Source organism: Amycolatopsis sp. ATCC 39116 (assembly GCF_000231075.2).
GTDB classification, from domain to species: Bacteria; Actinomycetota; Actinomycetes; order Mycobacteriales; family Pseudonocardiaceae; genus Amycolatopsis_E; species Amycolatopsis_E tucumanensis.
In genome coordinates this window covers 24,979-37,893 of record NZ_AFWY03000066.1, presented here as the reverse complement: position 1 = coordinate 37,893, position 12,915 = coordinate 24,979, and the positions used below count along the sequence as shown (strand labels likewise).

Below are 12,915 nucleotides of genomic sequence, written 5' to 3'. Positions count from 1 at the left end.
CGCCACACCACGCACGCGCCGGTCGGCCCCGCCACCACAGCGGCACCCTCCCGCCGCCGCGCGCGAACGGACACCTCACTCACCGGTCGGCTCCTCCGTCAGCCCCGCCACCACAGCGGACCCACCCCTCCGGCCGCGGCGCGCGAGCCGACACCTCACTCACCAGCCGGCTCCTCCGTCGGCAGTGCCACCTCGGCGGCGGCCTCGGGGCCGCGGTCCAGCAGCACCTGGAAACCGCCCTCGTCGAGGATCGGGACCTTCAGCTGCACCGCCTTGTCGTACTTGGAGCCCGGCGCGTCGCCGACCACGACAAACGCCGTCTTCTTCGACACCGAGCCCGCGGCCTTGCCGCCGCGCGACATGATCGCCTCCTTGGCCTCGTCGCGCGAGAACGTGTTCAGCGAACCGGTCACCACGATCGACAGGCCTTCCAGCGTGCGCGGCACCGACTCGTCGCGTTCCTCCGCCATCCGGACCCCGGCGCGGCGCCACTTCTCCACCACCTCGCGGTGCCAGTCGACGGCGAACCACTCCCGCAGCGCCCCGGCGATCGTCGGGCCGACACCATCCACATCGGCCATCGCGGCCTCGTCGGCGTTCTCGATCGCTTCCAGCGAGCCGAACTCCCGGGCCAGCGCCTGCGCCGCGGTCGGGCCGACGTGCCGGATCGACAACGCCACCAGCACCCGCCACAGTGGACGGTCCTTCGCGCTGTCCAGGTTGGCCAGCAGCTTCCGCCCGTTCGCGGACAGCTCCCCCGCCTTGGTGCGGAACAGCTCGACCCGCCCCAGCTTCTCCTCGTCCAGGTCGAAGATGTCGCCCTCGTCGACGACCACCCCGGACTCCAGCAGCGCCGTCGCCGCCTCGTAGCCGAGCATTTCGATGTCGAACGCGCCACGCCCGGCCAGGTGGAACAACCGCTCCCGCAGCTGCGCGGGACACGACCGCGCGTTGGGGCAGCGGATGTCGACGTCGCCCTCCTTCTGGTGCGCCAGCTTGGTGCCGCACTCCGGGCAGAACGTGGGCATGATGAACTCGCGCTCGTCGCCGGTGCGCACGTCGACCACCGGGCCGAGCACCTCGGGGATCACGTCGCCCGCCTTGCGGATCACCACGCGGTCGCCGATCAGCACGCCCTTGCGCTTGACCTCCTGCGCGTTGTGCAGCGTCGCCATCGCCACCGTCGACCCGGCCACCTTCACCGGCTCCATCACCGCGAACGGCGTGACCCGCCCGGTGCGGCCGACGTTGACCTGGATGTCGAGCAGCCGGGTGGTCGCCTCCTCCGGCGGGTACTTGTAGGCGATGGCCCAGCGCGGCGCGCGGGACGTGCTGCCCAGCCGCCGCTGCAGCGACACCTGGTCGACCTTCACCACGATGCCGTCGATCTCGTGCTCGGCGTCGTGCCGGTGCTCGCCCCAGTACCGGATGTGGTCCAGCAGCTCGGACGCCTTCTCGACGACCTTCGTGTGGCTGGACACCGGCAGCCCCCACGCCGCCAGTGCCTCGTAGGCCTCCGACTGCCGGGCAGGCTCGAACCCCTCGCGCTTGCCGAGCCCGTGGCAGATCAGCCGCAGCTTGCGGCTGCGGGTGACCTTCGGGTCCTTCTGCCGCAACGACCCGGCCGCGGTGTTGCGCGGGTTCGCGAACGGCGGCTTGCCAGCCTCGACCAGCCGGGCGTTGAGCTCCGCGAAGTCCTCGACCCGGAAGAACACCTCGCCGCGCACCTCGACCAGGTCGGGCACCGGGTACTCGTCGGTTCCGGTCAGCGTCTCCGGCACCTGCTCGAGCGTGCGGACGTTGAGCGTGACGTCCTCACCCGTCCGCCCGTCGCCGCGGGTGAGCCCGCGGACCAGCCGCCCCCTCTCGTACAGCAGGTTGATGGCCAGCCCGTCGATCTTGAGCTCGCACAGGTACTGGGTGGACCCGCCGACCTCGCGCTCCACCCGGTCGACCCACGCCCGCAACTCCTCCTCGTCGAAGACGTTGTCCAGGCTCATCATGCGTTCGAGGTGGTCGACCGCGACGAAGTCGGTGGAGAACGTGCCGCCGACGTTCTGGGTCGGCGAATCCGGCGTCGCCAGGCCCGGGTACTCCGACTCCAGCCGCTCCAGCTCCTTGAGCAGCGCGTCGAACTCGCCGTCGCTGATGACCGGCGAGTCCAGCACGTAGTACCGGAACTGGTGCCCGCGCACCTCTTCCGCGAGCGCGCCGTGGCGATCGCGGACCTCGGCGGGGACCTCGGTGACGTCCTGTGCGGCTGGAGTCTCACTCACAGTCCGTCAGCTTAGTCAGCACCACCGACAGTTTCCGGGCGTTCCTCGTCCAGACCACGGACCAGGTCACGCAGTTCGAGGAGCGTGATGGCGCCGGCGGGCTCGGCCTCGGCCGTCTCCACCCTGCGTAACCGTTCCGCCGCGAGGCGTTCGCCGAGCGTTGCGTCCAGCGGCAGGAACGTCATCGCCGACCGCGCGGCCGGGTCGAGTTCACCCAGCAGCGGGTGGTGGACCGCGACGTCGACCACCCCCTCGGCCTCGTCCACCTGCGCGGCGACCCGGACGTCGGCCAGCGCGACCGACCGCGTCCCGAGGTTCACCGTCACGCCCGTCGGATCGGGCACCGGCGGCACCGAGTCGTGGTACTCCCAGATCGCGTCCTCGGGCGGCGCGGCGGCCTTCCACGCGTCGGTGAACGGCCGCAGCGCCGGGTCCTCCTGGCCGCTCACCACGAGCGCGTAGATGGCCCGCTGCCCTCGTTCGAGTGACACGTGCAGGTCCGGGTGCAGCTCGGCGACGGCAGCGGCCAGCTCGCCCTCGACGCGCTGCGGCTCGCGGTCGCCCAGCGCCGCGCTGATCTCCGGCAGCATCTCCGGCCAGCGGCGCCAGAAGCGCTCCGCGGCGGCCACCGGGTCGTCCGGCACCGCCTGCTCCGGCCACGCCGTGCGCGGGTCGGGCAGCTCGTCCTCTGGACGCCGTCGTCGAAACCATCGCATCGGGTAGGTCCTACCAGCCTTCCGGCGGCTCCACGAACGCTTTGCCCAGATCCGTGGTCAGCTTCAGGGCGCGGCGCACCCAGTCCGCGGTCGCCCCGGCGAAGCCGCACGTCGGCGTCGGCACCGCGCGCTCGGCCAGCGTCGAGCGGTTGAACCCGAGCCGGTCGGCCAGCGCCAGCGCGGGCTGCGCCAGCTCCCGCAACGCGGGTCGCCGGGCCGGTTCCAGCGCAGGCACCAGGCCGAGGAACAGCACGGTCCCGCTGTCCCAGGCCTCCCCCAGCTCGTCGAGCAGGGTCGAGGGCGCTCCGCCGAGCAGCGTCGCGTCGATCGCCAGCGCACCCGCGCCCGCGGCGTGCAGGAGGCCGACCGGCGGCCGCGCGGCGCAGCAGTGCACGACGACCGGCTGCCCGGTCAGCTCGCCGGCCCGCTCGATCACGCGGCTCAGCAGTTCCCGCGCCTCCGGTTCAGGGACCGCAGGGACGGTGCCGTAGCCCGACGGGGTCGGCAGCGAACCGGCGAGCACGGCGGGCAGGGTCGGCTCGTCGAACTGGACCACGACCTCCGCGCCGGTGCGCGCCTTGAGCTCGCCGACGTGCGCGGCGAGCCCCTCCAGCGCCGATTCGGTGAACTCGCGCACCGCGCCGCGGTCGGTGAGCACGCGGTGCCCGCGCGGCAGCTCGATGCCGGCGGCCAGCGCCCACGGCCCGGCCAGCTGCGTCTTGATCACGGGCGCGGCACCCGCCTCGGTGACCGCGTCGAGGTCCCAGCGCAGCAGGTCCACCGCGCGCCGGTGGTCGTGCCCCGGGCGCGCCGCGACCCGGTAACCGCTGGGCACGACCTCGATCGCGAGGTCCACCAGCATCGCGGCGGTCCGGCCGATCAGGTCCGCCCCGACGCCGCGGGCAGGCAGCTCCGGCAGGTGCGGGAAGTCGGGCAGCTCGCCGAAGACGACGGCGGCCGCCTCCGCCGGGTCGGCGCCGGGCATCGATCCCACCGCGGTGGCCGCACCGGGTGGCCAGACGTGTTCGCTCACACCCCGATTCTCCAAGGCCGCCCGGCCGGTCGCGCCCCCGGCCCCGCGGGCGGCCCGGAAAATGGCGCCGGGAGGAATAGCGGAAAGGTGTCGATGTCGGAAAATCCGGTCAACCGGACATTTCTCCGCAATTCCCCGGTCGTCTCCCGTTCTTGATTTCCGCTGGCTAACCTTGACGGGCATGACGAGCGGTTCGCGGCACGCGGGCGGTGGCACCCTGTTCACCGAGCCCTTCCTGGTGGTCAGCCACCGTGCCGGGGCGGCAGGGCCCGGCGTGCGGGACCAGCACGGGCGACCGCTGGGAACCGTCGCGGAAACCGATCACGGCGCGTTCCGGAAAACGTTGTGGGCGCTCACCGGATCCGCCCGCTTCCGCCCGAACTGTTTCGCCGTCCGCGACTCCGGCGGAAGTGTCGTGCTGAAAGTGCGGGCACACGACTCGCGCTTTCTGGTGACGCGCGCGGACGGCACGCCGATCGGCGGGATCGCGCCCGACGGGCCGGACCGGTTCACGCTGTCGGCCCACGGCCGCCCGGCCGGGGTGCTGGAGCACCGGCGGCCGCGTGAGTTCAGCATCACCGACGCCGCCGGCCGGGAAGTGGCGCGCTCGGCGGAGGGGGACGGCCGCGACTACGTCGTGGAGGTGTTCGCGCAGCTCACGGATCCGCTGGCGAGCCTGGTGATCGCCGCGGCGCTGACCCTGGACACCGCGCTGCGCCCGGGGTGACGTGGGTCTCAACCACGGCAGGTGGACTTTCCACCCGGGAAGTTCCAAAGTGAAATTTCCCGGTCGGAAAGGACGATGAGGTCTCGTGGAAGCAACTCCGGAAGGCAGCGCCGAGTGGAGCGAGCCCGGCCTGTACACCGTGGCACCGGGCGTGCACCGGATCCCGTTGCCGCTGCCCAACGACGGGCTGCGGGCCGTCAACGTCTACGCCCTCACCGAGGGTTCCGAGCTGGTGCTCATCGATTCCGGCTGGGCGCTGGACGAGGCGCGCGAGCAACTCGCCGCCGCGCTCAAGGGGCTGGGCGCCGAACTCGGTGACGTGAGCCAGTTCCTGGTCACCCACGTGCACCGCGACCACTACACGCAGGCGGTCGCGCTGCGGCGGGAGTTCGGCGGGCGGATCGCGCTGGGCTCGCTGGAGGAGCCGTCGTTGCGCATGACGGCGGACCCGGACGTGGTGCCGCTCATCGGGCAGATCCGGTCGCTGCGCATGTGCGGCGCGGATCCGGTGGCCGACGAACTGGTGCGGGTGTTCGAGATCCACGGCCGCAACACGGAGGCGTCGATCTGGGAGCAGCCCGACGAGTGGCTCACGCCGGGCCGCCGCGTCGTGCTTCCCGGCAGGCAGCTCGACGTCGTGCACACGCCGGGGCACACGGCCGGGCACGTCGTGTTCGACGACGGCGCGGCGGGGCTGATGTTCACCGGCGACCACGTGCTACCGCACATCACGCCGTCGATCGGTTTCCAGCCCGCGGTGGCGGAGATGCCGTTGCGCGACTTCCTGGACTCGCTGCGCCTGGTGCGGGGCATGCCGGACCGGCGGATGCTGCCCGCGCACGGCCCGGTGTCCGACAGCGTGCACGCCAGGGTCGACGAACTGCTGGACCACCACGCCCAGCGGCTCGACGTCATCGCGACGACCATTGTGGACGGTGCCGCGACCGCGTACGAGTCGGCGCTGCGGCTGGGCTGGACGCGGCGGCAGCGCAAGCTGGACGAGCTGGACGTGTTCAACCGGATGCTGGCCGTCCTGGAGACCGCCGCGCACCTCGACCTGCTGGTCCACCAGGGCAAGCTGGCCCTGCTCGTCGAGGACGGGGTGCGCCGCTACTCGGTGGCCTGAGCGGGTCGCAGGGGCGCCCGGGCGCGACTTCGCGTAGGGTGGGTGGCAGCGGGCGGGTTCGGTCGCCGTCGACGCCGGTTGCGAGGAGCACCGGAACGGTGAACCTGCCGCGATGCTGACGCTCGCCCCCCGCTGCCATCGACTCCGCCGGTCACGGGCTGTTTCCCGGGCCGGACGTCCTCACCACCTGGCTGCCGCGCCAGACGGCGCCGGCCACCCCTTTTCAGGAGCTCACCTTGATGCAGACCACCCGTCAGACCCGTACCCCGGACGCGGCCGCGCCCGTCCTGTTCAGCCACCCCCTGGCCGAGGAACCCACCCGGACCGCGGGCGAGGTCGACGTGACCCCCGCGCGGCACGTCCGCTTCGCGGCGCCGTCGTCCACCCCGGCCCGCCGCCGCTGACCGGCGCCACGGCGCCCACTTCGTCCGGAACCGGCAGCGACTACGCCGCCCTGTCGCGCGAGATCCGCGCCGCGGGCGCCCGGACCGCCTTCGCCTCCTCGGCGACAACTGGTGGCAGTTGCTGAGATCTTCCGGACGCGCCGCCCCGACGACACGCTGGGGACGCTGCGCGGCGGCCTGATCGGCATGCACGAGGAACCTGCACGCCTCCGGCATCCGCTCGGTGTGGCGCGGCGAGACCAGGGCCCGGCGCCTCGAAGGCGCGCTGATGGTCGCCCACACCGTGGGGTACCTCGCCGCCGTGTTCCTCGTCCTGTCGCCCGGCATCGCCGTGTTGTTCGTCGTGGTGCACCTGGCGCTCTGGGGTGTCTACATGGGATGCTCGTTCGCCCCGAACCACAAGGGCATGCCGACGATGACCGGCGAGTCGCCGGACTTCCTGCGCAAGCAGGTGCTGACGTCGCGCAACGTCCGCGGCGGCTGGTTCACCGACTTCCTGCTCGGCGGGCTGAACTACCAGATCGAGCACCACCTGTTCCCAGCATGCCCCGGCCGCCTTGCGGCACGCGCAGCCCATCGTGCGGCGGTTCTGCGCCGCGCACGGAATCTCCTACAGCGAGACCGGTCTGGTGCGGTCCTACCGCGAAGTGTTGCGGCACCTGCACGAAACGGGCGCGCCGCTGCGGGCCGGGACCGTGTAGTGTCGGTGGTGCCGGGACTTCCCGGCACCACACCGGCCGTTTTCCGGCCGGGGACGGGAGCGCCGACATGACGTCGGGTTCACCCACATCCACCACCACCCCCCAGCAATCCGGGCCGGGTCTGCGCATGACGCTCAAGCCGGAGGCGCCTGCCACCGGGCAGGTCGACGGCGCGTGGTGGCCCAGGTCCCGCGACCTGTCCGCCGAATTGCCCGCGCTGCTCGCCGCGCTGACGGCCCGGCTCGGCGCCGTCGAGCGGTCGACCTACCACCTGGACGGCTGGAACCCCGCAGGCACCAAGCTCGCCACCGGCGGGCGCACGGTGCGGCTGGACGGGTTCCGGTCGCAGCGCCCCGGCACCGTCACCCTCGTCGGCACGGGCATGCGCCGCCTGACGCTGCTGGTCGTGCCGCCGGAGACCACCGACGCCGCCGCCGCGAAGGCGATGCGCGACGCGTCCCTTCCCGGCGGCGACGACAGCGTGGACAGCCTGATCGGCGACGAGCTCAGGAGAACTGCTCCCGCAGCTCGCGCTTGAGGATCTTGCCCGAGGCGTTGCGCGGGAGGTCCGGGACGAACCGGATGGCCTTCGGCACCTTGAACGCGGACAGCCGTTCCCGGACGTGGGCGATCAGATCCTCCGGCGTGACGTCCTCTTTGGACACCACGACCGCGGTGATCGCTTCGATCCACTTCTCGTCGGGGACGCCGATCACCGCGGCTTCGGCCACCGCCGGGTGCGTGTAGAGCGCGTCCTCGACCTCGCGGGACGCCACCAGCACACCGCCGGTGTTGATCACGTCCTTGATGCGGTCAACGACGTAGATGTAGCCCTCCTCGTCGATCCGCACCAGGTCGCCCGAGTGGAACCAGCCGCCGTGGAAGGCTTCCGCCGTCTCCTCGGGCTTGTCCCAGTACCCCTCGCACAGCTGAGGGCTCCGGTACACGCATTCCCCGGACTCGCCCGGCGCCACGTCGTTGCCCTCGGCGTCGACCACGCGCAGCTCGACGAACAGCACCGGGCGGCCGGCCGAGTCAGGACGCTCGGCGTGGTCCTCGGGGCGCAGGATCGTCGCCAGCGGGCCGATCTCGGACTGCCCGAAGCAGTTGTAGAAACCCAGCTCCGGCATGGCTTCCCGGAGGCGGTCGAGCACCGGGCCCGGCATGATCGACGCGCCGTAGTACGCCTTGCGCAGCGCGCTCAGGTCCCGCGAGCCGAAGTCGGGGTGGTTGGCCAGCGCGACCCACAGCGTCGGCGCGGCGAAGAACGCGCCGTGCCGGTCCTCGGCCAGGCGGCGCAGGATGTCCGTCGGATCCGGCGTTTCCAGGAGCGTGTTCGTCGCGCCGACGGCCAGCCACGGGACGAGGAACACGTGCATCTGCGCCGAGTGGTAGAGCGGCATGACGTGCAGCGGGTCGTCGTCCGCGGTGAGGTCGAGGCCGGCGATGCACGAGAGGTACTCGTGCACCAGCGCGCGGTGGGTCATCATCGCGCCCTTGGGCCGGGACGTCGTGCCGGAGGTGTACAGCAGCTGCACGAGGTCGCCGTCGGCCACGTCGACGTCCAGCGCGGGCGCCTCGCCGGACAGCGCGACCAGCGCGCCCTCGGCGTCGCGCAGCGGCACCACCTGCTCCAGCGGCGGCAGGTTGCCCGCCAGGGCGGGGTCGGCGAGCGCGACGCGGCTGCCGGACTGCTCGACCAGGTAGGCCAGCTCGCCGCCGGTGAGGTTGTAGTTGACGGGCACGTGCACGAGCCCGGCGCGGGCGCACGCGAGGAAGCCGATCAGGTAGGCGTCGGAGTTCTTGCCGTACGCGGCGACCCGGTCGCCCTTGGCCAGCCCGAGGCCGAGCAGGTGCGCGGCGGCGCGGGTGATGGCGGCGTCGAGCTCGGCATAGGTCCAGGTGCGGTCGGCGAACTTCAGCGCGACGCGAGCGGGCCAGCGCGCCGCGCTGCGCCGGAGGATGTCCGCGACGGTGCTGGAGCGGAGCGTGGTCAAGGGGACTCCTCCTTCGGCGCCGGTGCCATACTCGACTGTCGTGAGTGAGATCCACATTAGACGTGCCCGGCGCTCCGATGTCGAGGAGATCGTGGCGATGCTGGCCGACGACGACCTCGGCGCGCGGCGGGAGGCGCCCGGCGACCCGGCCTACCTGCGGGCGTTCGAGGCGATCGACGCCGATCCCGGCCAGCTGCTGGCGGTCGCGGAGCGGGACGGCGACGTGGTGGGCACGCTGCAGCTGACGTTCATCCCGGGCCTGTCCCGCCGCGGCGCGACGCGGGCGCTGGTCGAGGGCGTGCGGGTGCGGTCCGACCAGCGCGGCGGCGGGCTCGGGGCCAGGCTGATGGAGTGGGCGGTCGAGGAGTCCCGGCGGCGGGGCTGCGCGCTGGTGCAGTTCACCTCCGACGCCTCCCGCACCCGCGCGCACCGCTTCTACGAGCGGCTCGGCTTCGAGGCCACCCACCTCGGGTTCAAGCTGATGCTGTAGGCGGTTCCCAGTTCCGCACCAGGTCGAGCAGGCCCGGGAACCGCGCGTCGAGGTCGGCGACGCGCACCTCGCTGCGGCGCTCCAGCCCGTACTGCCGCTGGGTCGTCACCCCGGCCTCGCGGAGCAGCTTGAAGTGGTGGGTCAGCGTCGACTTCGGGCGATCGATCCCGAACCAGCCGCACGAGCGCGGCACGCCCGGCGACTCCAGCAGCAGCTTCCGCACCATCCCGAGCCGCAGCGGGTCGCTGAGCGCGGACAGCACCACCTCCAGGCGCAGGTCCTCCCGCGCCGGCTGCGGCAACATCTCCTCCGTCACAGTTCGAATAATATCGTACTAGCGACTAGTTCGACTATCTTCCAACTAGTACGACAAAAATCGAACTAGGAGGAGATCGTGAAACGCACCGCCTGGCTCGCCGCCTGGCCGGTCCTCGCCGTGTTCGTCCTGTCCAACGCGCCGACCCCGCTCTACGTGCTGTGGCAGCGCGAACTCGGCTTCTCCGCAGGCGTCCTGACGGTCGTCTTCGCCTGCTACATCGCGGGCCTGCTCGCCGCGCTCCTGGTCGCGGGTGTGGTCTCGGACCGGATCGGGCGCAAACCGGTCCTGCTGCCCGCGCTCGCGCTGGGCATCGTGGCGTGCGTCCTCTTCGCGACGGCCGGTTCGGTGCTCGTGCTGGCGGTCGCGCGGTTCCTCACCGGGCTCGCGGTGGGCGCCGCCGTCTCCGCGGGCATGGCCGTGGTGCACGACGTCGCCCCGGGACAGGGCAAGACCGCGGCGCTGGCGTCGTCGACCGCGATGGTCCTCGGCGCGGGTCTCGGGCCACTGCTGGCCGGTGTCGCGTCGGAAACCCTGCCGGGGCCGACCGTGACGATCTTCCTCGCCGAGATCGTCCTGCTCGTCTCCGCCGCGGTCGTCGTCGCCCGGCTGCCGCTGCCCCGCCCGGTGAGCACGATCCGCACCTGGATCCGGATCCCGCAGGTCCACCCCGGCGGGCGGAGCGCGGTCCTGCGCGGCATCGCCGTGTTCGCGCCGGGCATCACGGCCACGTCGTTCGTGCTCTCGCTGGGCCCGTCCGTCCTCACCGAGCTGCTGGGCACCACCAACCGGATCGTCGCCGGCGCACTCGCGTTCGTCATGTTCCTCGGCGCGACGGGCGTCCAGTTCGCGGTGCGCGACCTGCCGGTGCGGGCGATCCTGCTCGCCGGCGCCGCCTCCACCACGGCAGGCATGGTCGCGCTGGTCGTCTCACTGCAGACGTCGTCGCCTGCCCTGCTCGCGGTCGCCGCGGTGCTCGCCGGGGCCGGTCAGGGCATGGGCCAGTTCGGCGGCCTCACCCTGATCAACGCGAGCGTCCCGGCGAACCGGCTCGCCGAGGCGACCGCGGCGCAGAACGTCGGCGGCTACGTGCCCGCCGCGGTCCTGCCGCTCGCCGCCGGGTTCCTCAGCGACGCCACCGGTCTCGCCACCAGCGCGACCGCGTTCGGCGCCGTCGTGACCGCCGCCGCGGTGGCGGGCGGCCTCGTCGCGGGACGAGGCCGCCCCGCCCGTCAGGTCGCCGCCTCCACCGGGCTGCGGAACTGCGCCGAGTACAGCCGGTAGTAGGCGCCGCCCGCGGCGAGCAGCTCCTCGTGCGTGCCCTGCTCCACGATCCGCCCCGACTCCATCACCAGGATGAGGTCGGCGTCGCGGATCGTGGACAGGCGGTGCGCGATCACGAACGACGTGCGGTCCGTGCGCAGCGCCGCCATCGCCTGCTGCAGCAGCGCCTCGGTGCGGGTGTCGACCGAACTGGTGGCCTCGTCGAGGATCAGCAGCGACGGGTCGGCGAGGAACGCCCGCGCGATCGTCACCAGCTGCTTCTCCCCCGCGCTGAGGTTGGTGCCCTCGTCGTCGATCACCGTGTCGTAGCCGTCGGGCAGGCTGCGCACGAACCGGTCGACGAACGCGGCCCGCGCGGCCGCCTCCACCTGCTCCGGTGTCGCCGACGGGTTGCCGTAGGCGATGTTGTCCCGGATGGTGCCGTTGAACAGCCAGGTGTCCTGCAGCACCATGCCGGTCTGGCCGCGCAGGTCGTCGCGGGTCATCGCGGTGATGTCCACGCCGTCGAGCGTGATCCGCCCGGCGTCCAGCTCGTAGAACCGCATGATCAGGTTCACCAGCGTGGTCTTGCCGGCCCCGGTCGGCCCGACGATCGCCACCGTCTGGCCCGGCTCGGCGACCAGCGACAGGTCCTCGATGAGCGGCCGTTCCGGGTCGTAGGAGAAGTCCACGTGCTCGAACTCCACCCGTCCCCGGCGCCGCTCCGGCACCGCCGGGGACGCGGTGTCCGGCTCCTGCTCCGCCGCGTCGAGCAGCTCGAAGACCCGCTCGGCGGAGGCGACGCCGGACTGCAGCAGGTTCGCCAGCGACGCGGCCTGGGTCAGCGGCTGCGTGAATTGGCGCGAGTACTGCAGGAACGCCTGCACGTCGCCGAGCGTCATCGTCCCCGTCGCGACCCGCAGCCCGCCGACGACCGCCAGCACGACGTAGCTGAGGTTCGACAGGAACATCATCGCGGGCATGATGATCCCGGAGATGAACTGCGCGCCCATGCCCGCCCGGTAGAGGTCGGCGTTGCGGCGCCCGAACTCCTGCTCCACCTCGCGGCGGCGGCCGAACACCGTGACCAGCTCGTGCCCGCTGAACGCCTCCTCGATGTGCGCGTTGAGGGCGCCGGTGTGCTTCCACTGCGCCACGAACAGCTTCTGCGAACGCTTCCCGATCACCCTGGTCAGCACGATCGACGCGGGCACCACCAGCAACGCGATCACCGCGAGCAGCGGCGACACCACGAACATCATCACCAGCACGCCGATCAGCGACAGCAGCGACGTGAGCAGCTGGCTCAGGGTCTGCTGCAGCGTCAGCACGATGTTGTCGATGTCGTTGGTGACGCGGGACAGCAGCTCCCCGCGCGGCTGCCCGTCGAAGTAGCGCAACGGCAACCGGTGCAGCTTCGCCTCGACGTCCTCGCGCAGCCGGTACACCACGCGCTGCACGGCGCCGTTGAGCAGGTGGCCCTGCAGCCAGCCGAACACCGACGCGGCCACGTACAGCACCAGCACCCAGGACAGCACGCGGCCGAGTGCGGCGAAGTCGATGCCGGCGCCCGGCACCACGTCCATCCTGGCGAGCATGTCGGCGAGGTTGGTGTTGCCCTCCGCCCGCGCCGCCGCGATCGCCTGCTCGGCGGTGGTGCCGGCGGGCAGGCGGCTGGAGACGAACCCGCCGAAGATGATGTCGGTGGCGTGACCGAGGATCTTCGGCCCCACCACGGTGAACGCGACGCTCGCGACGCCGCACGCGACCACGAACGCGAGCGTGAGCCGCTCCGGGCGCAGCCTGCCCATCAGGCGCCGGGCGCCCTCACCGAAGCTCTTCGGCTTCTGCACCGGCCCGGCGGGA

12 protein-coding genes and 1 pseudogene are annotated in these 12,915 nt (G+C 72.3%); 7 read left to right on the top strand and 6 right to left on the bottom strand.

From position 1 onward, the window contains the following. Positions 1–155: 155 nt before the first annotated feature. Genes ligA through AMY39116_RS0337645 form a run of 3 tightly spaced genes read right to left on the bottom strand, consistent with a single transcriptional unit; the run spans position 156 to position 4,025 of the window. Positions 156–2,276, bottom strand: coding sequence for an NAD-dependent DNA ligase LigA (gene ligA, locus AMY39116_RS0337655; protein WP_020422758.1), 2,121 nt, complete (start codon positions 2,274–2,276; stop codon positions 156–158). Positions 2,277–2,287: 11 nt separating this feature from the next. Then, positions 2,288–2,992 carry a hypothetical protein gene (locus tag AMY39116_RS0337650; RefSeq protein ID WP_027936576.1) on the bottom strand — a complete coding sequence of 235 codons (705 nt, stop codon included), beginning with the start codon at positions 2,990–2,992 and terminating at the stop codon, positions 2,288–2,290. A gap of 10 nt (positions 2,993–3,002) precedes the next feature. Further along, positions 3,003–4,025: a methionine synthase gene (locus AMY39116_RS0337645; RefSeq protein ID WP_020422756.1), complete on the bottom strand. Its 1,023-nt coding sequence runs from the start codon at positions 4,023–4,025 to the stop codon at positions 3,003–3,005. 181 nt (positions 4,026–4,206) lie between these two features. On the opposite strand from AMY39116_RS0337645, the gene AMY39116_RS0337640 reads away from it, so the two are divergent. The 5 genes and pseudogenes from AMY39116_RS0337640 (at position 4,207) to AMY39116_RS0337615 (ending at position 7,521) form a co-directional block, all read left to right on the top strand. Next, a complete protein-coding gene (locus tag AMY39116_RS0337640) occupies positions 4,207–4,752 on the top strand; it encodes a hypothetical protein (protein ID WP_020422755.1) in 546 nt (181 codons plus the stop codon). 85 nt (positions 4,753–4,837) lie between these two features. Beyond that, positions 4,838–5,878: an MBL fold metallo-hydrolase gene (locus tag AMY39116_RS0337635; RefSeq protein WP_020422754.1), complete on the top strand. Its 1,041-nt coding sequence runs from the start codon at positions 4,838–4,840 to the stop codon at positions 5,876–5,878. A 239-nt stretch (positions 5,879–6,117) separates the two neighbouring features. Then, a complete protein-coding gene (locus AMY39116_RS46910) occupies positions 6,118–6,282 on the top strand; it encodes a hypothetical protein (protein WP_020422753.1) in 165 nt (54 codons plus the stop codon). A 196-nt stretch (positions 6,283–6,478) separates the two neighbouring features. Beyond that, a pseudogene (locus AMY39116_RS45815) lies at positions 6,479–6,983 on the top strand (fatty acid desaturase); the annotation flags it as partial. 127 nt (positions 6,984–7,110) lie between these two features. Next, positions 7,111–7,521, top strand: a complete 411-nt coding sequence (locus tag AMY39116_RS0337615; RefSeq protein WP_020422750.1) for a DUF5994 family protein — start codon at positions 7,111–7,113, stop codon at positions 7,519–7,521. Here AMY39116_RS0337615 and AMY39116_RS0337610 read toward each other — a convergent pair. Further along, positions 7,490–8,980 carry an acyl-CoA synthetase gene (locus AMY39116_RS0337610; RefSeq protein WP_020422749.1) on the bottom strand — a complete coding sequence of 497 codons (1,491 nt, stop codon included), beginning with the start codon at positions 8,978–8,980 and terminating at the stop codon, positions 7,490–7,492. The two genes, AMY39116_RS0337615 and AMY39116_RS0337610, sit on opposite strands and share 32 nt — an antisense overlap. A 49-nt stretch (positions 8,981–9,029) precedes the next feature. On the opposite strand from AMY39116_RS0337610, the gene AMY39116_RS0337605 reads away from it, so the two are divergent. Further along, on the top strand, positions 9,030–9,470 hold the full coding sequence (locus AMY39116_RS0337605) for a GNAT family N-acetyltransferase (protein ID WP_304413092.1): 441 nt from the start codon (positions 9,030–9,032) through the stop codon (positions 9,468–9,470). On the opposite strand, the gene AMY39116_RS0337600 is transcribed toward AMY39116_RS0337605, so the two are convergent. Continuing rightward, on the bottom strand, positions 9,454–9,786 hold the full coding sequence (locus AMY39116_RS0337600) for a helix-turn-helix domain-containing protein (protein ID WP_020422747.1): 333 nt from the start codon (positions 9,784–9,786) through the stop codon (positions 9,454–9,456). The two genes, AMY39116_RS0337605 and AMY39116_RS0337600, sit on opposite strands and share 17 nt — an antisense overlap. Before the next feature lie 78 nt (positions 9,787–9,864). Here AMY39116_RS0337600 and AMY39116_RS0337595 point away from each other — a divergent pair, with 78 nt between their 5' ends. After that, on the top strand, positions 9,865–11,070 hold the full coding sequence (locus AMY39116_RS0337595; protein ID WP_020422746.1) for an MFS transporter: 1,206 nt from the start codon (positions 9,865–9,867) through the stop codon (positions 11,068–11,070). On the opposite strand, the gene AMY39116_RS0337590 is transcribed toward AMY39116_RS0337595, so the two are convergent. Then, positions 11,019–12,902 carry an ABC transporter transmembrane domain-containing protein gene (locus tag AMY39116_RS0337590; RefSeq protein ID WP_020422745.1) on the bottom strand — a complete coding sequence of 628 codons (1,884 nt, stop codon included), beginning with the start codon at positions 12,900–12,902 and terminating at the stop codon, positions 11,019–11,021. The genes AMY39116_RS0337595 and AMY39116_RS0337590 overlap by 52 nt on opposite strands. Positions 12,903–12,915 lie beyond the last annotated feature (13 nt).